Origin of the sequence: Corynebacterium uberis (genome assembly GCF_020616335.1) — a bacterium.
Classification (GTDB): domain Bacteria; phylum Actinomycetota; class Actinomycetes; order Mycobacteriales; family Mycobacteriaceae; genus Corynebacterium; species Corynebacterium uberis.
Genome location: NZ_CP085051.1, coordinates 1,994,257 through 2,018,444 on the forward strand (window position 1 = coordinate 1,994,257; position 24,188 = coordinate 2,018,444).

Below are 24,188 nucleotides of genomic sequence, written 5' to 3' on the forward strand. Positions count from 1 at the left end.
GTGCATGTCGGTTCGGGTGGGGTGCTTTGGTCTATCTACGGCCGAGAGTATCGCGTGTGACAGGAATCACAGTCATGGAGGAGTCCTAACCCTACCCCCGTTCTACCCCCGCCCGTCCGACCCTTTTCGCGTACACTGGGCGCTCATCACATACATCCCGCGTCGCTCGGCCACCCCGGTCCGCCGACGCTAGGAGGGACCGCTACGCGCCCATGATTGAGTTTGAGAACGTCTCTAAGACGTACCCCAGCGGGGCCGTTGCCGTGGCGGATGTCAATCTGACCATTCCTGCTCATCACACCACGGTGTTGGTGGGCTCGTCCGGCTGCGGCAAGACCACGCTGCTGCGGATGATCAACCGCATGGTGGATCCGAGCACGGGGCGGGTGCTCATTGATGGCCAAGATGTGGCGGACACGGATCCCGTCGCCCTGCGCCGCAGCATCGGTTACGTACTGCAAAGCGGGGGCCTGTTGCCACACCACACGGTGCTGGACAACGTGACTACGGTGCTGCGATTGCAGGGGGCGCGGCGCGGGGGCGTCGAAAAGCGGGGCAAGGAGTTGCTGGATACGGTGGGTCTGGATCCGGCGATGGGGTCCCGCTATCCCGCACAGTTGTCCGGTGGGCAGCGCCAACGAGTGGGGGTGGCGCGGGCCTTGGCGGCTGATCCTGCGATTTTGTTGATGGATGAGCCTTTTGCTGCGGTGGATCCAATCGTGCGCGCGGAGCTGCAGGCGGAGGTCGCGCGCCTCCAGGGAGAGTTGCACAAGACCATTGTTTTTGTCACCCATGACATTGATGAGGCCCTGCTGTTGGGCGAGCGCGTCATCATTTTGAGCAAAGGCGCGAACGTGGAACAGGAAGGCGCCCCGGAGGAACTGCTGGCCAACCCGGCGACCCCGTTTGTGGCCAACTTCCTGGGCGTGACCGATGGTCGGCGCCGCTTCCACCCGCAGCGCCTATCCGACCCGCAGGCGCCCACCTTGCTCATCGACGGCCAAGGCCGCACCCGTGGAGTACTGGAGGAACGCCCGTGACGTGGTTGCGCCACAACTGGATGCTCCTGCTGGAGTTAAGCGGCGAGCACCTGCGCCAGGCGCTCCTTCCCATCGTTGCGGGGCTGGCGCTCGCACTGCCGCTGGGATGGGCGGCCCACAGGTTTCACCGGATCCGCGGGCCGCTGCTGGCGGGGGTGTCCGTGGCGTACGTGGTTCCTTCCCTCGCCGTATTTGCCGTCCTGCCCCCGCTGCTGGGCATCAGTTTCCTGTCCGAGGCGAACCTGCTCATCGCCCTGACGGTCTACGCGGTGGCCACCTTGACGCGCTATGTGGCCGATGGGCTGGCGGCTGTAGATCCCGCGGCGCGCTCGGCGGCTGATGCGGTGGGGTTTAGCCCCCGGCAGCGCCTGCTGAGCGTGGAGTTGCCGCTGGCAGGACCGGTGATTCTGGCGGGCCTGCGCGTCACGGCTATGTCTACGATCTCCCTGACCACGGTGGGCGCGCTGATCGGTACCCGCAACATTGGCTACCTGCTCACCGATGGCTACCAGCGGCAGATCACCGCCGAGGTGGTGGCGGGCATCGTGGCCGTCATGATCATCGCCCTGGTGGTCGACCAGGCGTTGGCGTGGGCGGGCCGCGTGGCCATGCCCTGGCAAGCGCAGGCGCAGGCGCAGGCGGTGGCGAAATGACGCTGACTGGTGCAGCCTGGCAGTGGCTGACCTCCCCCGACAGCCGCGGCACCACCCTGCCGCTGAGCCAGGCGATAGCCACCCACCTGGGTTTGAGCGTGGCTGCCGTGGCGCTCGCCGCCTTGATCGCCGTGCCGCTGGGTTACCTCATCGGGCATACGGGGCGGGGGCGCAACCTGGCCACCGCGCTCTCGGGCGCGGGACGGGCGGTGCCCTCCTTCGGGCTGATCCTGGCACTGGTGCTCATCTTCGGGGTGGAACACAAGTTGGCCGCCATCCTCGCCTCCTTGGTGGTGCTGGCCGTCCCTCCCCTGCTCGCCGGGGCGTACACCGGGGTGGAATCCGTCGACCCCATCACCGTCGATGCGGCCCGGGCGGTGGGCATGCGGGAGGGCCAAATCCTGGCGAAAGTTGAGGCCCCGCTCGGATTGCCGCTGCTTGTCAGCGGAATCCGCACGGCAATGTTGCAGGTGATAGCCACGGTGAGCATCGCCGGCTATGTGGGCGCGTGGGGCTTGGGCTTTTACATCATCCAGGGCATTGCGCTGCGTGACTTCGGCCAGATCTTAGGATCCGCGGCGGTCATCATCGTGCTCGCCGTGGGCGTCGACGCACTGCTGGCGGCCGCACAGCGGTTAGCCGAGCGCACAACAGCAAAGAAGGTGCACGCATGAGGTCCCTCATCAGCCTGCGCAGGACTCTGCGCGGCGCTATCAGTACGCTGTTGTGCCTGCTCATGCTGGGTGTTTCCGGCTGCGGAAACTCTACTGATCCGCTGTCTGGCTCCCGGCCCACGGATGGCTCGGTGGTTGTGGGCTCCCAGGCCTACTACTCCAACGAGATCATCGCCGAGATTTATGCGCAGGCCCTCGAGCACGCCGGGTGGACAGTCACACGCCGCATGGGCATCGGGCAGCGCGACGCCTACATGCCGGCGCTGCGCAGCGGGGAACTCACCGTCTTCCCGGAATACACCGGCAACCTGCTGCAATACTTCCGCCCGGAGACCACGGCACGCGCGAGCGCAGACGTCGCCGCGGCGCTTATCGACGCCCTCCCCGCCGGCCTGAGCGTACTCGAACCGGCCGCAGCCGCCGACCAAGACACCTACACCGTCACCGCACAGTTCGCCGCCGACCACCAGCTGCGCACCCTCAGCGACCTGTCCCGCGTGCCCGGCACGCTGCGCCTCGGGGGGCCGGCCGAACTCGAACACCGCCCCTACGGGCCCGCCGGGCTCGAGTCCACCTACGGGGTGCACGCGCAGTTCCACCCCACCGGGGACACCACGATGCAGGACCTGCTCGCCGGCACCATAGACGTGGCCAACGTGTTTAGCGCAGATCCGCGCATTGCCACCCACGGCCTGGTCACCCTGGCCGATGACCGGCACCTGTTCCTGGCCTCCCAGGTGGTGCCCCTGGTTGACAGCCAGCGCGCCGCCGAACTTGCCCCCATACTCAACGCGGTCAGCCGCGAACTAACCACCGCGGACTTACGCGAGCTCAACGTGGCCTCCACCGAAGAGCAGCGCGGCGCCGGGCAGATCGCCCGGCGCTGGCTGGAGGCCCACCCCCGGGCGCTCCAGGGCTAGCGCCCGAACGGGCCTTAAGCCTCGGCCTTTTCGTCCGACTCGCCGGGCTCCAACTGGCCGGCCAGGTGCGCCCGGGCAACCGCCACGTGGAGGGCCACGCCGGTGACCAGGGCATCATCAACCACATAGAAGGACGGGTTGTGGTTGGGCACCATCCCGCGCCCGCCCTCGGCGGGGACCGGGTTTCCGGCGTCGTCGAAGGCGACTTCCTGGACGCCCAGGAGGGCGTAGACGCCGCCGAAGCGGTTCATGAACACCGACATGTCGTCATAGCCCAAGCTCAGCGGCACCTCCGCCACCTGGGCCTGGCCGTCACCCGACGTGCCGAGCGCCTCAAGCACCTGCTCAAAGAGCGGCACGCAGGCCTCCATCCATTCCGGGGAGTTGATCACCGGCGGGACCTGCTGGGCAAACTCCACCTCGGCGCTGCACCCATAGGCCGCAGCCACCCCGTCGACCAGGCGCTCGATGAGCCCGTTGACGTGGTCCATGACCACGTCGTCGACGCAGCGCGCGGTGCCCGTCAGGCGGACCTGGCCGCCCACGATGTTGAACCGGCCGGTGTCCTCCACGTGTCCGATGCTCACCGTGAACGGGTTTTTGGCATCAACCTGCCGGTAAATCTGCCCGATGGCGGTGATGATCTCCGCGGCGGCAGGCAGCGGATCCACGCCTTCCCAGGGGGTCGAGCCATGGACCTGGCGGCCCTTGATGGTGATGGAAATGAGCTCCGATGCGGCGTTTTGCACCCCGGTGGAATAGCAGATCCACCCCGCGGGGGCGGGCACCACGTGCATACCAAAGGCCATCGTTGGTTGCGGGTCTAGGTCGTCGAAGAGGTCTTCGGCGATCATCGTTGCCGCGCCGCCTTCTTCATCGACGGGCGCGCCCTCTTCTGCCGGCTGGAACACCAGCACCACGTCTCCCGGCAGGTCCGCGCGGGCATCCGCCAGGACGCGCGCCGCGCCCAGCAGCATCGCGGTGTGGGCATCATGCCCGCAGGCGTGCGCCACTGGGAAGGGGCCTCCGGGGTAGTCCTTATCCACCTCTTCGGAGCGGAACTCCAGGTCCGTGTCCTCCTTGACGGGCAGCGCATCAATATCTGCGCGCAGCAGCACCGAGCGGCGCGGCGCATCAGACTCCCCGTCCCCGTCCGCCCCGCCGCGAATGATGGCCACCACGCCGTGTCCGGAGACGTCCGTGGTGATCGAATCCACCCCGAATTCTTCCAGCTTATCCGCGATAAACGCCGCCGTCTTTTCTTCCCGGTTGGATAGCTCCGGGTACTGGTGCAGGTGATGGCGCCAGGAAATCACATCCTCAGCAACCTGTTCACACGCCGTCACCAGTTCGGCCGACAGCCCGCCGTTGTGCTCCATGTCATCCACGCTCCTTGCACGAGAGGTCGTTGATCTTGCCTATACCTTCGACCGTACGCGCCTGCGCGATGACACTAGGTGCTGGCGTCCTCCCCGCCCAGGCGGGCGACGTGCAAGGCCAGGTAGGAGCGCTCGTCGGCGGTCAGCTCCACGCCGAGGCGCAACTGGAGGATCTCGGCGAGGCGGGCGGCGCAGGCCACGGCGCGCGGTCGGGTGAGCGCGAGGGCGTCGGCAAGCATCCCCATGCCTTCGTCGAGTTGTTCGCCGCGGGCGGCACGCGCAAAGAAGTAGCGCATGTGGGTGATAAACCGGGCGGCAGACAGGTCGGCGCGATCCACCTGGATGTCCAGGGCCTGCTCGATGACATCAAAGAGCTGGGAAAACACCCCCGTCATGGCGTAGGTCACCCGCAGGTCCCCCGCCGCAAAACCGGCATTGACCAGGTGCAAGGCAATGGCCACCGCCTCCGCGTCCGCCAGGTGTGTGCCCGCGGGCAGCCATGCGTTGGTGTAGGTGAGCATCTGGGTGGCCACGGCCAGCTCCCGCGGATAGAGGTGGCGCACCTCGGAAGCCAGGGGGTGGTCGAGGGGCTGCGCGCTCGGGTTCGTCGCCGCGGCCCGGCGCACGGCCATGTGGAGGTGATCGGCGAGGGCAAAAACCGCCCCGGCGCCGAGGCGGACGCCCAGTTGCGTATCGGCGGCGGCCTGCTCGGCCAGTTCGGCGGCAAGCTCAAGGTAGTCTGCCGGCACCGCGGCGGCCATGGCGGCCAGGTGGTCACTGTCACGCCCGGGGTCGGGCACGAAGGTGCGCACCACCCGCGTGTGGTCTACCTCATCGCCGGGGCGGGCCTGAAAGCCCAGGCCGCGGCCGGTGAGCACCACCTCCGTGGGCTCGCCCGTGGCCCCGGCGTTATCGCGCGCGGCTAAGACCACGTTGTTGTTAAAAACCCGCAGAATCCGCACGCCTGGATATTCTAGTCGGCCGTGGGCGCGCTCAAGTGCTGCCCGTTGGTCTCAATGACGCGGCGATACCAGTCGAAGGAGTCCTTGCGGTAGCGCTCCAGGCTGCCGGTGCCGTCATCATTGCGGTCAACGTAGATGAAGCCGTAGCGCTTGGACATCTGCGCCGTGGAGGCGGAGACCAGGTCGATGGGGCCCCAGGTGGTATAGCCCCAGCATTCCACGCCGTCTTCGATGGCCTTGCCCACCTGGTAGAGGTGGTCATTGAGGTAGTCGATGCGGTAGGAGTCATGGACCGTGTGCCCGCCCGGTGCGCTGGCATCTTCCACCAGTTCGTCGACGGCGCCCAGGCCGTTTTCCACGATGAACAGCGGCTTGTTCCAGCGGTCCCAGTAGTTGTTCATGATGATGCGCAGGCCCACCGGGTCGATCTGCCAGCCCCACTCGGAGGCCTTCAGGGTGGGGTTGGGCACCCCGCCCATGATGTTGCCCTCTCCCGCGATGGCCTTGTCCGGGTCGGCGGTGGCGCAGGAGGACATGTAGTAGGAGAAGGAGACAAAGTCCACGGTGTGCTCTGCCAGGGTCTGCGCGTCGCCCTCGGCGAAGTCGAGCTCGAAGCCCTGCTCGGCGAAGAAGCGCAGCGCGGAGTTGGGGTAGGTGCCGCGGGCGTGGACGTCAGCGAAGATGAGGTCTTGTTGCATCTCCCACTGGGCCTGGCGGGCGTCTGCCGGGTCGGGAGTCAGCGGGTAGCGGGGGTTGGCAATGACCATGCAGCCGACCTTGATGCCCGGGTCGATCTCGTGGGCGATGGCGGTGGCCTGCGCGGAGGCCACCAGCTCGTGGTGGATGGCCTGGTAGAGGTCCTTGTTGGGGATCTCCTCGCGCGGGGCTTCGATGGCTCCGGCCAGGAAGGGCTGGTGGAGCACGGCGTTGATCTCATTGAACGTCAGCCAGTACTTCACCCGGTGGCCGTAGCGCTCCAGGACGGTGCGCGCGTAGCGGGTGAAGTGGTCCACCATCTCCCGATTGCGCCACCCGCCGAGGCTGCGGGCGAGGTGCAGCGGCGTTTCGTAGTGGCTCAGCGTGATCAACGGCTCGATGCCGTGGGCTTCCAGCTCATCGAGGACGGCGTCGTAGAAGGCCAGGCCGGCCTCGTTGGGCTGGTCTTCATCGCCGCGCGGGAAGATGCGCGACCAGGCGATGGAGAAGCGGAACACCTTGAAGCCCATCTCCGCGAACAGGGCGATGTCTTCGCGGTAGCGATGGTAGAAGTCGATGGCCTCCTGCTTGAGGTTGTCCGGCGTGGGCCCCGGCGTCGGCGCGGTGGTAATGCCGTGCGGCATGACGTCCTGGATGGACAGGCCCTTGCCGTCCTGGTCGAACGCGCCCTCGATCTGGTTCGCGGCGGTCGCTCCGCCCCACAGGAATCCTTCTGGGAACTGCATTGCGTGTACTCCTTTACGCTCTTTGTACTCGTTTACTTTTCGACGTCCACCGCAGCCGCACCCGCGGCCACCTCACCGTCGGCCACGGGGATGACCTGCGACATCGCGGCGGTGTTGGTGACCACCATGATGGTGGTGGCGGGATGCCCAGCGGCAGCAATCGCCTGAAGGTCCACCCGGCACAGCACGTCCCCGGCGGCCACGCGATCCCCGCGGGCTACGGCCAGGGCGAAGCCCTCGCCCTTCATGGCCACGGTGCCCAAACCGACGTGGATGAGCACCTCCACGCCGTCGTCGGTGCGCAGGCCCACCGCGTGGCCGGACTTCGGCGCCGCGATGATCTGGCCCGCCACCGGGGCAACAACGGTGCCGTCGGCCGGCTCGATGGCCAGCCCCTGGCCCATGGCGGCGGAGGCGAAGACCTTGTCTGGCACGTCGGCCAGGGCTACGACGGTGCCGGCCACCGGGGCGCCCAGCGTGACCTGGGAGCCGGCGCCAGCGGCAGTCTCCGTGGTCGCCGTGGTCGCCGTGGTCGCCGTGGTCGCCGGGGCCGCGGGGGCTGTCGCTGCGGCAGGGGTGGCGTCGCTCAGCGGCGCATCGGCGGGGGCGGCATCCGCACGCTCCGCGTGGCGCAGCGTCACCAGCGTGCCCACGAAGGCGATGACCATACCCACCCCCGTGCCGATGAGCAGCATGGTCACCCCACCGAACTCCAGGTAGGCCGGCAGCGCCAGCACGCTGGGGAAGACGAAGGAGTTGCCCGCAGCCCCACCCAGGGTGGCGATGGTTCCGCCCACCGCGCCGCCGGCGATGCCCATGGCAAAGGGGTACTTCAGCGGCAGGTTCACACCGTAGATCGCCGGCTCCGTCACACCCGCAAGGATGCCGGACAGCGCTGCCGGTCCGGCCAGCTTGCGCCGCTGCGCGTTGCGCGAAGCCACCATGACCGCCAGCGTCGCGGCCCCTTGGGCCAGCACCGCCACCAGAATCGGGGTGTACATCTGCTCCTGGCCGGCGGTTGCCAGATCGTTGAGGAAGATCGGGACGAATCCCCAGTGCAGACCAAACATGACAAACACCTGCCACAGGCCGCCCAGCAGGGCGCCCGCCAGCCACGGCGCGGCAACAAACAGGGACTTCACGCCATCTGCCACCACCCCGGAGAACCAGGTCGTTGCCGGACCGATGGTAAACAGCACCACCGGAACCATGATGACCACCACAAACAGCGGGGTCAGGAAGTTACGCACCGCGCTGGGCAGCACCTTATCCAAGCCGCGCTGGAGGTAGCCCGCCACCCACACGGCCAGGATCGCCGGGATGACGGAGGAGGCGTAGCTCATCGCGGGGAAAGCCATCCGGAAGGCCTGCGCGCCTTCCGTGGCGGCCAGTTGCACGATCGTGGGGTGCAGCAGCGGGGCCACCACCGCCATGGCGGTGAATTGGTTGACCCCAAAACGCCGCGCGGCCGTGATGGCCAGGAACAGCGGCAGGAAGTAGAACACGCCATCCACCGCGGCGCTTAGGACGATCGCGGTACCGGACTCCGCGTCCAGCCAGCCGAACTGCAGGGCCATCTGCACGAAGGCCTTGCCAATGGCCACGCCAGCCAGCACCGAGACCACCGGGTTAAACAGCGCGGAGATCATGGTGATGAAGCGGTTGAACAGGTTGGTCTTCTCGCCCTCATCGGCGGAGCCCGTGCCGCCGTGGGGGGAGTCACCATCATCCTGCGACGCATGGGCCGCCATTCCCGGCTCGGCGGTCACCGCGGCGAAGGCGAGCGGAACATCGTTGCCGATGACCACCTGATGCTGCCCGCCAGCGCGCAGCGCGGCGATGACGCCCTCGACGCCCTCCACCGCGGCCATGTCCGCCTTGGAAGAATCCTTGAGCACAAAGCGCAGGCGGGTGGCGCAGTGCGTGACGGTTCGGATGTTGTCAGCTCCCCCGAGGGCGGCGATCACCGCGCTGGCTAGCGGCGCATATCCCGCCGACGTTGCCGTTGTCATGATAGAAGGGGTGTCCTTTCAGCCCGGGTGACCCTTAAGACGCAAAAAGACCTGGAGATCACCGGCGGCATGCGAGCGGATACTCGCACCCTTTCCGGGTGTTCTCCAGGTCTTGCCCCCGTCTGCCTCGGCTGGTGCCGGTGCGGGGTCACAATCCTTTTGGTAATCCCATTCTTACCCACGTGGGGCGCTCAGCGCAAGCCCCCACGCCACGGCAGGTTTCGCGGGCCCCGAGTATGCGGTCCACATACTCAGGCCTGCTCCGTGCTCTGCGCGAAGCCTACTTCTGGGACTCGATCTGCTGGATCAGCGCCAGCGGGGCGATCCGGCCAATGGTGTCAGCGTGGGCCTGGGCGGTAGCCACACCCTGCTCCACGGTGCCCTGGGCGTTCTTGACCGCAGCCGTCACGGCCTGCGGGTTCGGTGCCGCCTGGGCCACCGCAGCGACATCCCCAGCCAGCTGCTGGCCGGCAGCTACCGCATCCGTGTGCGCCGCGGTGACCGCGGTGTTGAGGTCTGCAACATAGTCCGGGGCCGGGGGCAGGTTCTCCTCCGCCCAGGCCTCGATGACCTGGTGGTCATCGGTCAGCGTCCGCATGTCATCGGCCTGCTCCGTGCCTTCCGGCAACTGGAAACGCTCATTGACCTGGCCGTCGGGGATGCCGTAGGCCTGCTCCAGCGCAACGTCAATGGGCTGCGCCCGCTGCAGCGGGCCAATCCCCATGGAGGTCACGCCCAGGGCTTCCCCGGTCTGGGGGTCAAAGTTCACTCCGCCCGAGTCACCGTGGTCATAGCCCAGGCCCACGGACCAGATGCCGTTGGACGTGCGGAACAGCTGAATGCCGCACGAGCGCCCAGTGGTGGAGCCATCCTTGCAGATCGGCTCACCGGCGTTGTCTACAGAGACCTCCCAGATGGCCAGATCCGGGTAATCACGAATACCGGTCAGGATCACCGGCTGGCCGTGAGACACCCCAAACTGGTCCTTCGAGTCGGCGGCACGCGAGGTGGTCACGTCATCGCGCAGGGCCACGGTGCCCCAGTCCGGCGCGTCGAGGGCATCGCGGATCTCCTCATGGGCAGGACGCTCCTGGAAGGTCGGCTCATACGCCGGCACGCCCTGGTCCGCCACACCGATGAGCTTGTCCCCATCGCGGGTGGGCACGTAGACCTCCGGGCCCGGGTTGGGCTTAGTAATGCCAATAACGCAGTGCGCGGCCGTCACCATCACCCGCTTGGTGGACCCGTCAGGCAGGGTCACCGTCCCCGGCACGCCTTGTGAGCAGGACCCACGCAGCAGCTCCGGGGGAACCTGCACCGGAACATTGGCGGGCTGTTCACCAGGCATGCGCATCGGCGCTCCTGGTGCAACCTCGGCAGCGCCGGCAACGGCGGGCAGCAGCATCGTCGCTGCCGCAGCAGCAGCGATGATGGCCCCACAACGGGTACGGATGGTCATGTCAGATGGCCTCTCAAGGACGACAAAGGGGGAAGTCTCCCAGGAACGCCCCACAGCATCCCCGGGGTGGTCCCATCGTACGGCAGCGCACACCCCGCGGCAGGAGACTCAGCCCCGCGGGGGTAGCGCGGGTAGCATGAACGCGACGTCGATACGCAGTGACAACGCAAAGGACCAGTCATGACCGCCACCCTGCCGCACCCCTCCACACGCGCCACCGCACTGATCACCGGAGCCAGCCAGGGCATCGGGGAAGCCATCGCCCGGCAGCTCGCCTCCTTTGGCCACAACCTCATCCTGGTCGCCCGCCGCGGCGACGTCCTGCGCACCCTCGCCGATGAGCTTATCGACGCCCACGGCATCACCGCGCAGCCCTTCCCCTGCGACCTCGCCCGCCCCGAGGAAGTCACCCGACTCATCGAGCACATCGCCGACAAAGAGATCAACATCCTGATCAACTCCGCCGGAATAGCCAGCTTTGGCCCCTTCTTACAGCAGGACTGGGATTATGAAACCACCCAGTTCCACCTCAACGCCACCGCCGTCTTCCGCCTCACCCACGCCGTGGTGGGCCCCATGGTCGCCCGCGGCACCGGGGCGATCTGCAACGTAGGCTCCGCCGCCGGAAACGTGCCCATCCCCAACAACGCCACCTACGTGTTCACCAAGGCTGGCGTCAACGCCTTTACCGAGGCCCTGCACTACGAACTCAAGGGCACCGGCGTGCACTGCACCCTGCTCGCCCCCGGCCCGGTACGCGAGGACACCATTGCAGAACAAGACAAAACCATCGTGGACAAAGTGGTCCCCGACTTCCTGTGGACCACCTACACCTCCTGTGCCACCGAAACCCTCGACGCACTGGCCGCCAACAAGCGCCGCGTCGTCCCCGGCCCCTTGGGCAAGGCCATGAACACCATCTCCACCTACGCGCCCACCGGGTTGCTGGCACCGCTGATGGGCAAGTTCTACGCGAAGATGGGTTAAGCCTGACCGGTATCCTTGATGGGCTGGAATGGCTGTGCCGCCCTACAGTGGAGGCAGCCGAAATGGAAGGACAGCAAGGACACCTATGACTGAATCCACAGCGCCCGCCGAGCACACCGAGCCCGCAGAGTCCGCAGACCCCGCACCCGCCGTGGCCCCCAAGAACGATCGTCTGGTCTGGATCGACCTGGAGATGACCGGGCTCGACCCAGCCCGGCACACCATCGTTGAGGTGGCAGCCTTGGTCACGGATGCGCAGCTCAACATCCTCGACCCGGGCGTGGACCTGGTGGTGCACGCCAGCGAGGAACAGCTGGAGCAGATGGATGATTTTGTGCGCAACATGCATGAAACCAACGGACTGCTCGCGGAGATTCGTGCCTCCCAGACCACTCTTGCGCAGGCTGAGGAGGCGGTGCTGGAGCTCGTCGATAAGTATTGCGATCCCGAGCACCCGGCCCCGCTGGCGGGCAACTCGATTGCCACGGATCGCTCCTTCATTCGGGCGGAGATGCCGCGGCTGGACGCGGCGCTGCACTATCGCATGATCGACGTCTCCTCTATTAAGGAGCTCACCCGGCGCTGGTACCCGCGCGTGTACTACCACCAGCCAGACAAGGGCATGGCCCACCGCGCGCTGGCGGACATCGTGGAGTCCATCCGCGAGCTGGACTACTACCGGCGCGCGGCATTCGTAGCCCAACCCGGCCCCACCTCCGAGGAAGCCACCGCCGCCCAAGAGGAAGCTACCGCCGCCTACCAGCAGTTTTTGTAAATCTTCGCGCGTGGGTTAAGGTAATTCTCGCTGTTTGATACAGCAGATGGTGGATGTAGTTCAGCTGGTAGAGCACCAGGTTGTGATCCTGGGTGTCGCGGGTTCGAGCCCCGTCATCCACCCCGAAGAAACCCCCTCACCGCGGGGCAGCGGCGAGGGGGTTTTCTTGTGCCCGCAGCAGGTACGCGGCCGCAGCCTGGCGCTGCGGCGCACCCCTAGTTAAACGCCGCGAAACGCAGCACAAGCAGCAGGACGATCGGCCAGGCGGCAGCAGACACCACCGAGGCCACGCCCAGCGCCCACTTGCGGGAGGCACAGGCCACGGCGAGCCCGAAGGCGCCTATGAGTACGCACAGGCCAAAATAGGTGGTTTGCATCCAGTCAGGCATGTCGCCGCCGACGAACGGGGCGCACACCCACGGCACAATGAGGGCAAGCCAGGCTGGAATTGTCAGGCGAGACAGGTGAACAGACATGGGGTCTCCTGAAGCGATAGGGACGGTGGTGCCGGACACCATCAAGTAAATGCAGCGCTTCCTTTGTTTACAAGGGTTGTGCCGATTTTGTGACATATTTGTGCCCTCCACGTGACACCCCACCGCCCTGCCTCGCGCCGCCTACCCGGGGCAGTAAATATCTAGATCCACACACGAATCCGCGTGGGAGACCACCCACGGATCATGAGTGGCAATAATCACGCACGCCCCAGCCAGGGCATACTCGCTTAGAATGCCCACCACCATCTCCGCGTTCTTCATGTCCAACGCGCCGGTGGGCTCGTCGGCCAGCACCACCTCCACGTCGCGCACCAGAATCCTGGCCAGGGCCACCCGCTGCTTCTCCGCCCCGTTGAGCTCATGGATGCGCTCCCCACCGCGACCGGCCAAGCCCACGTGCTCCAAGGCGCCGTCGATAAGCCGATCAGACGCCCGCCGGCTCAGCTTTCCCCCGTGCACGAAAGCAACATTCGCCCGCACAGTGTCAAAATCCATGAGCGCATAGTCCTGAAACAAAAACCCCACCGACGCGCGCCGCCGCTGCCGCCGCTCGCGTGCCGACGCCGCATTCAAATCCACCGAATCATAGCTGACCTGCCCCGCAGACAACCGATCCGTCAAGCCCACGCACCGCAGCAGCGTCGACTTACCCGCTCCCGACGCCCCCACAACCGCGTGCAGCGCCCCTTTACGGAACTCACAATTCAGCCCCGACCACACATCCCGACGCCCCACCCGCTTGCGGGCCGCCGTCACCTTAATATCAACCACAATTGCTCCCTCAATCACTCAATCACGCCACAACACCTACTGGCCCACCGCCGCAACACACACGCCGGCCACCACGCTCGCCGCTAGCACCCACGCCCCCTCAGCACACAACAGCCACCGAAACCTCCAATCCCAGCTCAGACCAAAGGAATAGCCCACCCGCAGCGCCGGATCACACACCCGAGAAACCACCGCAGCACAGGCCATCGCCAACGCCAACACCCCCACGATGGACGACACCGCACACAACAGCCCCACCCGCACCACAATGCCGTCCACGCGATGCTGATCCAGCCACACATCCCCCACGCTGCGCGGCTGGAACACCGCCCCATCCACCCCCGGCAGAGCCACAAATTCACGCGCCGTGGACTCATTGGCAAAAAGGATCGTGCCCGCCGCCAAACTATCCAGCGTCTCCACCGCATGCACCGGCCGGAAATCATCCGGAACAATCACCACCACCGGGTGCTCCAACACCACACCACGGTGCTGCTCCCCCGTATCCACCAGCGGATTAAACACTTGAAAATGAAAATGCGTTGCGACGGTCGCCACCACGCACCCCGCCTGCGCACACAAGTCCCGGCCCGGGAACACCTGGCGGCCGAGCTCCGCCACCGCGCGCGGAGGCTCCGGCACAGTGCCTTCCGCGGTGCTCGGTTGCGCGGCATCGGGGTCATACTCCTGTTCGCCGTTCGGGCTGGCGTCCTGCTCTGCGGGCTGGACGGCGGGTTGCTCGGCCGGTTGCTCGGCGGGCTCCGCGGCAGGTTCTTCTGCGAGCTCGTCTGCGGGTTGCTCGGCGGGTTGCTCTGCCTCGTGGTAGACCTCACGCGCGGCGGCCTCATCACCGCCATGACGTGCGCCCTGACCCGTAGGTTCGCTGTGCGAATTTTCGGCACGGTCTTCTTGCTCCTCCGGGGGCGCGGCCAGCACAATGCCCACATCAGTTGGCAGCTGGCGGATCCGCTCCTGGGCGGCGGCCGACAAAAAGGTGCCCGCAGCCGTGCGGTTCATAGCCACCACCTGGGCGCCTTTGGCGGATTCGAAGAGATGAAACTCCACGGCCTTTCCAGAGGCCAGCGCCGCGGCTGTGGCATCGGCAATCTGCTGGGCGCGCTCCTCGTCGCCCTGCCACAGGTCTGCCAGCGAGGTCGCACCCGCAGCATCAGCACCGCCAGCTAGCGGGCGAAGGGCCCCGCCCTGAGCACGGACCAGCCCGCTGACGTGGCCCAAATCCACGATCATCGATTGCTGGCGGGCAAACTGCTGCGCCGCGTGCCCGCACGAGACCGCAGAGACGATCATCAACGCGCAGACGGCGCAGCGCACCGCGTAGCTGGAGCCGAGGTCCATAAACGGGCGCACGCGCCACCCCCACGGCGGCACGGTCCCCAGCCACGACACCGCCGCCACCGCCCCCGCCCACGTGGCGGCACACACCAGGCCTACCAGCGCCACAAACTGGGCGCTATAGCGCAGCACGGAAATCGCCCCATCAAAGGAGGTATAGCCTGCCAGCGCAAAGCCGGCCACGATGACACCCGCGCGCAGCACCCGCACTAGCGGGCTCAGTGCAACCACTGCGTCGTGCTTGCACAGCGTCACCACCGACTCCCCGTGCAGGCGATCCACGATGTAGCGCCGCCTATTGAGCAGCACTGCCAGCAGAATCAGGCCGGCCGAGGTGACCGTGACCACGCCCAAGCCCAGCGGCACCGGGGTCGCCCCGATGAGATCATGCTCAAGGCCCTCATAGTGTTCGGAGGCCACCCCATAGCGCGACGCAATATCGGCGAGCTGAGAGTTGAAACGCTGCCCGCCCGCGTTGCCAAAGACCTGCCGGATCTCATGGCCCGGCAGGTCAGATAGCGGCACCACCTTGATGGCCCGCTCATGGGAGTAGGACTGGTACCCGCTTTCCAGCCACCGCCGCCCCGCACCGCCGCGGCCCACATAGAAGGTGCGCGTTCCAAACTCCGTGCGGTCCACCACCGTGGTGGTGTCTGTTTCCACGGACAGCCGGTCAATGTCATCGAGGAGCGCTTGTGCGCGCTCTGGGGAGATCCCGGTGGTTAAGCGAGTGGCCGCAGAGATGCTGCGCGCGTAGTTCGCGTCCACCAGCATGGTGGTTTGAACCGCAAGGAAGCCCGTTGCCAACAGGGCAAACAATAAAGCCGCACGAATGATCGTGTAGGGCGTTATCAAACGTGTCACCTAGTATCCCGCCCTGTTGTCCCTTCGGGGGGTGGGCCCTACCGGTCCACCGTCACCATAAATCCGCTGCGCGGGCTTCCACCCCCTGTGCGTTGGATAAGGGGTGGTGGAAACGCCGCGCGTCCTGCCTGTGCGTCAACGCCTGGTGCGTCGCGCGCTCGAAGCTTCAGCCCAAGGCTCAAGCCCTGAACACGGTTTTTCTAACTGCCAGATAGGGCAGCTAGGACTACGGGGGCAGATAGGGCGGTCAGGCAGCGGCGCGTATGGGATGCGGCTAAGGACGCGGGGCACAACAGGGGTGCGGCGCTGCTGTTCATGAAACGGCCCTTCCGGACAGCGAGGTGACTAGCACGGGGTGTGACTAGCACAGTTTCGGTCAGACTAATGCCCCCAGGCACCGGCGGCAATGCCTAGGAGGCACGGTTTCCGTCATGTCTGGGACTACAGTGATGGGACGGGGTAGGCGCGCATGCGCGGGCAACGCTGAGCAACAGGATGCGGACACCGCCGCTAGTTGCTCTGCGCGTTGCCTTCCTTCCATTCCTTCCACGGGATGTTCCAGTCCCCTAGCCCGTCCCATCCGGAGAAGTCACCGCCAATGGTGTTTTTCACCTTGACAATGTCCCCGCGCTTGACGGTCTGCTGGAACCACTGGGCGGCATCTGTGGTGACGTTGATGCAGCCGTGGGAGGTGTTGGTGTTGCCCTGTGCCCACACGGACCAGGGTGCCGCGTGGACGTAGATCCCGGAGTAGGACATCTGGGTGGCAAACTGCACGGTGGTTTTGTAGCCGCCCTTATCGTGGGCGAGGCCGAAGGTCTCTGAGTCCATGACCAGGGACTCGTTGCGGTCGCCGATGATGTAGGTGCCGTTGGGCGTGGGCCACTGGGACGAGCCCATAGAGATGGGGATGGAGCGCAGTTCCTCGCCGTTTTTGTACACGGTCATGGTCTTGGTGGCGTCATCGGCCACAGCGATGACCTCATCGCCGATGCTAAACGACGCCGCGTTGGACGAGTCACCATAGATTCCCCCGCCCAAGGGCTGGCCGTAGATGTTGGCCTCCACGCTGACCTTGGTGCCGGGCTTCCAGAACTTCTCCGGCCGCCAGCGCACCTCATAGTTGTTCAGCCAGTAGAAGGCGCCGGTGACCTTGGGCTCGGTCTTGATCTTGATGGTCTGCTCGGCCTTCTTGCGGTCCTCGATGGGATAGCCGAAGCGGAAGGCGATGGTTTGGCCCACGCCGACCTCGGCGCCGTCGAGAGGCGCAATGCTCACGGCGGCCACGCCGTCGGGCTCCACGGTGGAAAACTCGACAGTGGTGGACTCCCCGTTGGCGTCAAAAGCCTCGACCGTGTAGGTCCGGTAGTAGCCTAGGTCCTCCGTGGTGCGCCAGGAGCTGTGGTCCTCGGAGTATTCCCCCTCGACCTGTTTGCCGTCCTCGTTGGTCATGACGACCTTGCGTAGCGTCTCATCCTGGGACTCCACGCTGACGCGCGAGGAGGGATCCACCTTGCGCGCGCCATCCTTGACGGAGACCACCGGCGCCGGATTTTCCTCTTCCACCTGCGCCGCATGGGCGGCCTCAGAGCCCGTATCGCGCCCAATGGTGCACGATGAAACTGCCCCCGCCACCGCAATGGCCATCGCGGACATTACCGCCATTACTGCCACGGACTTCCTCCGCGACAACCGAGCAACAAACGCCACTGCCACTACTTTTAACCTCAAATCGCCACGATCAATGCTTCGGTTGCGTTGGCCGGCCAGGTTGGGCAGCCCCAGCAACCGTGCTCGGCTCAGCCTACTTGCCTTCCCCGCGAAGAGGGAAGCAACCGCCGGGCAGTCAACCAACCGTGACCGAATCGATATACAACCCCACATATCTCCCATCCGCCTGGGCGTTGGGCTTCTCGCGCGGAGCGCAAAACCGGTGTGTGACCTGGCGATTTTGTAAGTTTATTGGCGGGGAAGTAAAGTGATTCTCCGTTGCGGCGCCCACGGTGCTCGCAACAGAGACAACGCCGCTTGCCCGTTGCGGGCGGACGCCGTTTGCGCCATTAGCTCAATTGGTAGAGCAACTGACTCTTAATCAGTGGGTTCGGGGTTCGAGTCCCTGATGGCGCACCATCTCACCCCCGTTGAGTCCCAGCTCAGCGGGGTTTTTCGTATTCTAGCAGCCGTGCGCCACGCCGCGGGCCACCCTCCACGCCCACCCCCGTTCGGGGGGAATTGAGTGATCTGCGCCACGCGAGCCCCCTACTGAGCAGTAGCGCTGCAGCTGTTCCTATAATGGCCTTCCATGACGATTGGCCGTGATGCCACGACTCGCCCAGGAAAGGTGACCATCTACGATGTCGCTGACCTGGCCGGAGTCTCTCCCTCGACGGTTTCACGCGCGCTGAGTAAGCCGGGGCGGGTTAGCTACGCCACCGCTGAAAAGGTGCGTACGGCAGCAGCAGAATTGGGCTACAAGTCTAGGCTAGCCACGCTGCACGCGGCAGATGGCCTAGATCAGGCACCTACGGGCAACATCGCCATCGTCGTTGCAGATCTGCTCAATCCTTTTTTTCTGGAAATCGTCCGCGGGGCGGAGCACGCTGCCCGCGCCCAGGGCATCCAGGTGGTCATTGCCAACGTTGAGGAGCACGAGGAACGCTCCCGCAAGGCCGTCGAAGCGCTGACGCGGCACGTTGATGGCGTGATGCTGGCGTCCTCGCGGCTGGCCAACCAGGACATTGAGAAGGTGGCACGCACCATGCCGGCGGTGGTGATCAACCGGCCGGTTCCGGGTGTGCCCAGCGTCCTGGTGGATAACTACGAGGGCGTAATCAAAGCAGCCATCCACCTGGAGCAGCAGGGGGCACGCTCGATTACCTATCTGGCCGGTCCGGATCGCTCCTGGGCGGACGCTACCCGCTGGCGCGGGCTTCTCGACGCCGTCGGCTCACCGTCGGCCCCCCTCGGCGCGGCGGCAGCCACGTTCACCCGCTCCACGCAGATCCCCGCCGATCAGGCCCGCCGGCTCGCGCGGATGAACGTGCGCATGCACCGGGTCGTCGAGCCGACGGCGCTGGGCGGGCGCCGGGCGTTTCAGCGCTGGTGCCGGGAGCGCACCGACGCGGTGTTGTGCTTCAACGACCTGGTGGCGGTGGGCTTTATCCAGCAGGCCCGCGCCCACGGGATGCGGGTGCCCGAGGATGTGGCCGTCATCGGCTTTGATAACACGGAGGTGACCACCATAGTGACTCCCTCGCTGACCACCGTGGCCGCTCCGCTGCGTGCGGTGGGTCGGGTGGCGGCAGCCAACCTCATCGCGCTGATCATGGGCGTCAAGGAGCCGCCGGCGCGGCCGCGGGTGCTGCCCACGCGGTTGATTGTGCGGGAGTCTTCCGTGCGCGCGCTACGCTAGCGGGGGGCGGCGCGGGGCGGGGCGTCGATAAGCGGGGCGGCTCGGGGGGAGATTGTGGTCACACCATTTGATTAACACGGCAAGTTTCGGGGGAAATTTTTGGCAACTTATTGCTCTGTGACCTAGTCGAACTTTTCAATGGTGATATGAGTTCATCACACGCAGCACACCCCGACCGGCTGCTGCCAGCCGACCCCGGCACCCGCGACATCGCGCGCCGCCTGCTGGCCAGCGTGGAAGACCTACCCATCATCTCCCCCCACGGCCACCTCGACCCCGCAATGTTTAGCAGCAACGCGGCCTTCCCCAACCCCACCGCCCTGCTCATCAGCCCCGACCACTACCTCACCCGAGTCCTGCACTCGGCTGGCGTGGACCTCGCTGACCTCGGCGTCGGCGGCCACGACTGCGACCCCCGCGCCGCCTGGCGGATCTTCTGCCACCACTGGGACCTCTACGCGGGCACCGCCTCCGGGTACTGGCTAGAGCAAGAATTTGAACACGTCTTTGGCATCAACCCGGACCGACTATCGGTGCGCAGCGATGAAGAAGCAGACGCCATCTATGACGAACTCACCGACCTGCTCGCCCAGCCGGACTTCCGGCCCCGCGAACTCGCCGAACGCTTCGGCCTCGAGGTCCTGGCCACCACCGACGATCCCCTCGACGACCTGGCCATCCACCGCGAACTCGCCGAAGACACCACCTTTAGCCCCCGCATCCTGCCCACCTTCCGGCCCGACGCCTACACCAAGGCCTACCTGCCGGACTTCGCCGCCAATGTCACCCGGCTGATCGACACCGCCGGCGACGGCGCCACCGGATACGCCGGCTACCTCAAGGCCCTGGCCAACCGCCGCCAGTACTTCATCGACCACGGCGCCGTCTCCTCCGACCACGGCACCCACAACGCGGACTCCACCCCGCTGGACCCCGCCGACGCCCAAGCCATCCTGGACAAGGCACTGCGCGGCGAAGCCACCCGCGCCGAAGCCGCCGCCTTTGAAGCCAACATGACCTACCGCTTCGCGGAGATGGCCCAAGACGACCACCTAGTCATGACCATCCACCCCGGGGTCTACCGCAACCACTCCACCAGCGCATTTGATGCCTTCGGGGCGGATACCGGCCACGACATCCCCTTCCGGATGGACTACACCAACGGCCTGCAGCCCCTGCTCAGCGCCTTCGGCGAAAACCCCGACTTCCACTTCGTCATGTTCACCATCGACGAGACGGTCTTCTCCCGCGAACTGGCCCCCCTGGCCGGCTACTACCCGGCCGCCTACCTCGGCGCGCCCTGGTGGTTCATCGACGAAATCGACGCCATGAACCGCTTCCGCCAGGCCAGCACCGGCACCGCCGGCTTCAGCCGCTACTCCGGATTCATCGATGACACGCGCGCCTACTGCTCCATCCCGGCGCGCCACAACACCTCCCGGCGCGTGGAGGCCAACTACCTCGCCCGGCTCGTCGCCGAGCACCGCATCACCGAAGACCGCGCCGCAGACATCATCGTCGACCTGATCGACGCCTCTCCCCGAAGGGTGTTCAAGCTATGACCTCCGCAACCCCCACCCCGCTCAACCGCAGCACCGCACCCTGCCCGCCCGCCCCGCCCGTGCGGCTCGTCCACCTCGGGCTCGGCGCCTTCCACCGCGCCCACCAGGTGTGGTACACCCAAAACGCAGAAGACCCCGCCGGCGACCCGCAATGGGGATACGCTTCCTTCACCGGGCTGGGGCCCGAGCTGGCTGAAGCGCTCGCCCCCCAAGACGGCCTGTACACCCTGGTAGAGCGTTCCGGCAGCGGCGACACCCCGCAGCTGATCTGGTCCCTGGTGGACCCCCGGCCAGCCACCGATACGGCCCGGCTGTGCGAACTGCTTGCCAATCCTGACGTCGCCGTGGTCACCCTCACCGTCACCGAAGCCGGCTACCACCTCACCGCCGCGGGCGAGTTAGACACTGACGACGCCGAGGTCGCCGCGGACATCGCCGCCCTGCGCGGCAGCACCGCCTCCGACGCCGAGGTTGACCTGGTCACCGCCGCCGGGCGCGTCCTGGTGGGCCTGCGCGCCCGCAAAGCGGCACTGGAAGGGGGCGTCGATAAGCAATCCGGAATCGCCGTGATGAGCTGCGATAACATCTCCGCCAACGGGGAAACCACCCGCGCATCCGTGCTGGGCATGGCCCGCGCCGTGGACCCCGAACTGGCCGCCTGGGTCGAAGACCACGTGACGTTCCCCTCCACCTCCATCGACCGCATCACCCCGGCCACCACCGATGAACTCATCGCCGACGTCGCCGAGGAAACCGGCTTTGCCGACGCCGCCCCAGTAGTCACCGAACCCTTCGCCTCCTGGGTCATCTGCGGCGACTTCCCCGCCGGGCGCCCCGACTGGGAAAAGGCCGGCGCACAATTCGTCGACGACATCGACGCCTTCGAACGCCGCAAGCTGTGGCTGCTCAACGGCTCCCACTCGCTCATGGCCTACTACGGGCAACTGCGCGGCCACGACACCGTGGACCAAGCGATCTCCGACCCGCAGATCCGGCAGCGCGTCGAAGCCCTCTGGGACGCCGCCGCCGAACACCTCACCGCACCCGAACTGGCCGTACCCGACTACCGGGCCAGCCTGATCGAGCGCTTTGAAAACCCGCGCATCCGGCACTCTCTGGTGCAGATCGGCACCGACGGGGCCACCAAGCAGCGCATGCGCGCCGCAGCGATCCTGCACGCCGAACGCGCCGCCGGCCGCAGCGGACAAGCCGCCGCATTCTCGCTTGCCGCGTGGATCACCTACCTGCTCGGAGTCAACGAGCGCGGCGAAGAGATCCGCGACACCCGCGCCGCCGACCTGGCCGCAGCCTGCACCAGCGACACCCCCGTCGCCGCGCTGGTGGGTGTCCTCGACGAGGAGCTTGCCGCCGACACCGCGGCGGTGGAGCTCATCGCCGGGCTCGTCGAGGAGCTGCGCGCCGAGGCGTCCTAGCTGCCTGCGGTATCCGGCATCCGCCCCTGCCCCCCTGCCCCCTGCCCCGCATTTCTTCCTACTTCCAAGGAGTAATCCTCATGTTTTCTCAACTGGCCCCGGTGGAATCATCCACCCGCGAACACCGCATCCTGGACGGCACCTGGCGCTTCCTGGTCGACTGGGACAATGACGGCGAAGAGCGCCGCCTGTTCGCCGACACCCTGCCCGGCACCACGGAGATCGCCGTGCCCGCCAGCGTCAATGACCAATTCGCCTCCACGAAGGTGCGCAACCACGTGGGCTACTGGTGGTACCAGACCACCGTGCGCGTGCCCCGCGGCTGGGACGGCCAGCAGATCGTGGTGCGCTTTGGGTCGGTGACCCACCACGCCAGCGTGTGGGCCAATGACGCCCACGTGGGCGATTTCAAGGGCGGCTACATGCCGTGCGAGTTTGACGTCACCGAGCACGTCACCGCGGGCGAGCAGTTCCGCCTGACCGTGCGCGTGGACAACCGGCTGGACAACACCTGCATCCCCCCGGGACAGGTCGTTGAGCTTGCCGATGGGCGTCGGCAGCAAAACTACCTGCACGACTTCTACAACTACTCCGGCCTGCACCGCTCGGTGGTGCTCTACGCCCGCCCGGCGCGCCGCGTCGATGACGTGACCATCACCACCGACATCGACGGCACCACCGGCATCGTCTCCTGGGACATCAGCCAGGCCGGCGGGCCTGAAGCCGATGCCGCCGCAGCGCAGGTGCGCGTGGAAATCCTCGACCAGCCCACCGGCACCGTCGTGGCCACCGCCGACGGAGCCACCGGCACCTGCCGCATCGACGACGCCGTCATCTGGACCCCCGGCATCGGCGGGATGTACGACATGCGCATCACGCTTCTCGACGCCGCCGGCGCCACCATCGACGAATACCTCCAGCCCTTTGGCATCCGCACCGTGGAAGTGCGCGGCACCGAGTTCCTCATCAACGGCACGCCCTTCTACTTCACCGGTTTTGGCATGCACGAGGACCACGAGACCCTGGGCAAGGGCCACAGCAACGCCCACATGATCCAGGACACCGAGCTGTTGGCCTGGATCGGCGCAAACTCCCTGCGCACCAGCCACTACCCCTACTCCGAAGAGTTCATGGACCACTGCGACCGCCACGGCATCGTAGTCATCGACGAGACCCCCGCGGTGGGCCTGAACTGGAAGATGGGCGGCGGCATCATCGACTCCGACGGCGGCGAAACCTTTGAAAAGGGCCACGTTGACGATCAGACCCAAGCCCAGCACAAGCTGGAAATCGAGCGCCTGATCGCCCGCGATAAGAACCGCCCCAGCGTAGTCCTGTGGTCCATTGCCAACGAGCCCGACACCGCCTCCGACGGCGCCCGCGAATACTTCGAGCCGCTGGCCCAACTGGCCCGCGACTGCGACCCGACCCGCCCCGTCGGCTACGTCAACGTCATGTTCGCGCCCTACGACAAGTGCCAGATCTCTGACCTGTTCGACGTGCTCATGATCAACCGCTACTACGGCTGGTACCTCATGCCCGGCGACATGACCTCCGCGGCGCAGGCACTGTCCGCAGAGCTCAAGGGCTGGTCCGAGAAGTACAACCTGCCCATCATCGTCACCGAGTACGGCGCCGATACCGTCGCCGGCCTGCACTCCATCTATGACCAGCCCTTCACCGAGGACTACCAGGTCACCTACCTGGCAGAGACCTCCCGGTGCTTCGACGAGTGCCCCGCCGTCATCGGCGAGCAGATGTGGAACTTCGCGGACTTCCAGACCAAAGCCGGCTTCGCGCGCGTCGACGGCAACAAGAAGGGCGCCTTCACCCGCGACCGCCGCCCCAAGGCCGCCGCGCGCTGGCTCAAGGAGCGCTGGACGTCCATGGACGCCGCCGCCTACGGCCGCCGTAGCCCCGAGCTGCCCTAGTACCCGCTAGGTCAGCGCTAGCCCCTTCTCCCCTGCGCCTAGGGGCTAGTCTCCCCGTCCCG

Annotated in this window: 19 protein-coding genes and 2 tRNA genes; 12 read left to right on the forward strand and 9 right to left on the reverse strand. The window is 66.4% G+C overall.

The window, feature by feature from the left end:
• Positions 1 to 212 precede the first annotated feature (212 nt).
• From LH390_RS09050 to LH390_RS09065, 4 genes are read left to right on the forward strand one after another with little or no spacing between them, the layout of a single operon-like run.
• Positions 213 to 1,040: an ABC transporter ATP-binding protein gene (locus tag LH390_RS09050; RefSeq protein WP_227281622.1), complete on the forward strand. Its 828-nt coding sequence runs from the start codon at positions 213 to 215 to the stop codon at positions 1,038 to 1,040.
• Positions 1,037 to 1,693, forward strand: a complete 657-nt coding sequence (locus LH390_RS09055; RefSeq protein ID WP_227281621.1) for an ABC transporter permease — start codon at positions 1,037 to 1,039, stop codon at positions 1,691 to 1,693. Before LH390_RS09050 ends, LH390_RS09055 begins: the two co-directional genes overlap by 4 nt.
• Positions 1,690 to 2,367, forward strand: a complete 678-nt coding sequence (locus LH390_RS09060; protein WP_227281620.1) for an ABC transporter permease — start codon at positions 1,690 to 1,692, stop codon at positions 2,365 to 2,367. Before LH390_RS09055 ends, LH390_RS09060 begins: the two co-directional genes overlap by 4 nt.
• Entirely contained in the window at positions 2,364 to 3,287 is a 924-nt protein-coding gene (locus tag LH390_RS09065; protein WP_227281619.1) for an ABC transporter substrate-binding protein, read from the forward strand. The genes LH390_RS09060 and LH390_RS09065 overlap by 4 nt, the downstream gene beginning before the upstream one ends.
• A gap of 14 nt (positions 3,288 to 3,301) precedes the next feature.
• On the opposite strand, the gene LH390_RS09070 is transcribed toward LH390_RS09065, so the two are convergent.
• The 5 genes from LH390_RS09070 to LH390_RS09090 form a co-directional block, all read right to left on the reverse strand.
• Entirely contained in the window at positions 3,302 to 4,666 is a 1,365-nt protein-coding gene (locus LH390_RS09070; RefSeq protein WP_227282713.1) for a M20 metallopeptidase family protein, read from the reverse strand.
• A gap of 74 nt (positions 4,667 to 4,740) precedes the next feature.
• Positions 4,741 to 5,628: a PRD domain-containing protein gene (locus LH390_RS09075; protein ID WP_227281618.1), complete on the reverse strand. Its 888-nt coding sequence runs from the start codon at positions 5,626 to 5,628 to the stop codon at positions 4,741 to 4,743.
• Between the two features lie 11 nt (positions 5,629 to 5,639).
• Positions 5,640 to 7,070, reverse strand: a complete 1,431-nt coding sequence (locus LH390_RS09080; RefSeq protein ID WP_227281617.1) for a glycoside hydrolase family 1 protein — start codon at positions 7,068 to 7,070, stop codon at positions 5,640 to 5,642.
• A gap of 32 nt (positions 7,071 to 7,102) precedes the next feature.
• Positions 7,103 to 9,082, reverse strand: a complete 1,980-nt coding sequence (locus tag LH390_RS09085) for a beta-glucoside-specific PTS transporter subunit IIABC (RefSeq protein ID WP_227281616.1) — start codon at positions 9,080 to 9,082, stop codon at positions 7,103 to 7,105.
• 280 nt (positions 9,083 to 9,362) lie between these two features.
• The gene (locus tag LH390_RS09090) at positions 9,363 to 10,541 is read right to left on the reverse strand and encodes a S1 family peptidase (RefSeq protein WP_227324276.1); all 1,179 of its coding nucleotides are present in this window, start codon (positions 10,539 to 10,541) and stop codon (positions 9,363 to 9,365) included.
• Between the two features lie 180 nt (positions 10,542 to 10,721).
• Here LH390_RS09090 and cmrA point away from each other — a divergent pair, with 180 nt between their 5' ends.
• From cmrA to LH390_RS09105, 3 genes are all read left to right on the forward strand, one after another.
• Positions 10,722 to 11,528 (forward strand): mycolate reductase, encoded by an 807-nt coding sequence (gene cmrA, locus LH390_RS09095; RefSeq protein ID WP_227281614.1) that lies wholly within the window; start codon positions 10,722 to 10,724, stop codon positions 11,526 to 11,528.
• 85 nt (positions 11,529 to 11,613) lie between these two features.
• The gene (gene orn, locus LH390_RS09100) at positions 11,614 to 12,303 is read left to right on the forward strand and encodes an oligoribonuclease (protein WP_227281613.1); all 690 of its coding nucleotides are present in this window, start codon (positions 11,614 to 11,616) and stop codon (positions 12,301 to 12,303) included.
• Between the two features lie 49 nt (positions 12,304 to 12,352).
• A tRNA-His gene (locus LH390_RS09105) sits at positions 12,353 to 12,425 on the forward strand.
• 93 nt (positions 12,426 to 12,518) lie between these two features.
• Here LH390_RS09105 and LH390_RS09110 read toward each other — a convergent pair.
• From LH390_RS09110 to LH390_RS09125, 4 genes are all read right to left on the reverse strand, one after another.
• Complete coding sequence (locus tag LH390_RS09110) at positions 12,519 to 12,779, reverse strand: hypothetical protein (RefSeq protein WP_227281612.1); 261 nt, start codon at positions 12,777 to 12,779, stop codon at positions 12,519 to 12,521.
• Positions 12,780 to 12,920: 141 nt separating this feature from the next.
• Positions 12,921 to 13,571, reverse strand: coding sequence for an ATP-binding cassette domain-containing protein (locus LH390_RS09115; RefSeq protein ID WP_227281611.1), 651 nt, complete (start codon positions 13,569 to 13,571; stop codon positions 12,921 to 12,923).
• A 36-nt stretch (positions 13,572 to 13,607) separates the two neighbouring features.
• Positions 13,608 to 15,788, reverse strand: a complete 2,181-nt coding sequence (locus tag LH390_RS09120; RefSeq protein WP_227281610.1) for a hypothetical protein — start codon at positions 15,786 to 15,788, stop codon at positions 13,608 to 13,610.
• A 510-nt stretch (positions 15,789 to 16,298) separates the two neighbouring features.
• Positions 16,299 to 17,453, reverse strand: a complete 1,155-nt coding sequence (locus tag LH390_RS09125) for a L,D-transpeptidase (RefSeq protein WP_227281609.1) — start codon at positions 17,451 to 17,453, stop codon at positions 16,299 to 16,301.
• Positions 17,454 to 17,842: 389 nt separating this feature from the next.
• Here LH390_RS09125 and LH390_RS09130 point away from each other — a divergent pair.
• The 5 genes from LH390_RS09130 (at position 17,843) to uidA (ending at position 24,126) form a co-directional block, all read left to right on the forward strand.
• Positions 17,843 to 17,918, forward strand: a tRNA-Lys gene (locus tag LH390_RS09130).
• A 172-nt stretch (positions 17,919 to 18,090) separates the two neighbouring features.
• Positions 18,091 to 19,200, forward strand: a complete 1,110-nt coding sequence (locus tag LH390_RS09135; protein WP_227288205.1) for a LacI family DNA-binding transcriptional regulator — start codon at positions 18,091 to 18,093, stop codon at positions 19,198 to 19,200.
• A 146-nt stretch (positions 19,201 to 19,346) separates the two neighbouring features.
• On the forward strand, positions 19,347 to 20,762 hold the full coding sequence (gene uxaC / locus LH390_RS09140) for a glucuronate isomerase (protein ID WP_227281608.1): 1,416 nt from the start codon (positions 19,347 to 19,349) through the stop codon (positions 20,760 to 20,762).
• Positions 20,759 to 22,195, forward strand: a complete 1,437-nt coding sequence (locus LH390_RS09145) for a mannitol dehydrogenase family protein (RefSeq protein WP_227324278.1) — start codon at positions 20,759 to 20,761, stop codon at positions 22,193 to 22,195. Before uxaC ends, LH390_RS09145 begins: the two co-directional genes overlap by 4 nt.
• 80 nt (positions 22,196 to 22,275) lie before the next feature.
• Complete coding sequence (gene uidA / locus LH390_RS09150; protein ID WP_227281606.1) at positions 22,276 to 24,126, forward strand: beta-glucuronidase; 1,851 nt, start codon at positions 22,276 to 22,278, stop codon at positions 24,124 to 24,126.
• Positions 24,127 to 24,188: the final 62 nt, after the last annotated feature.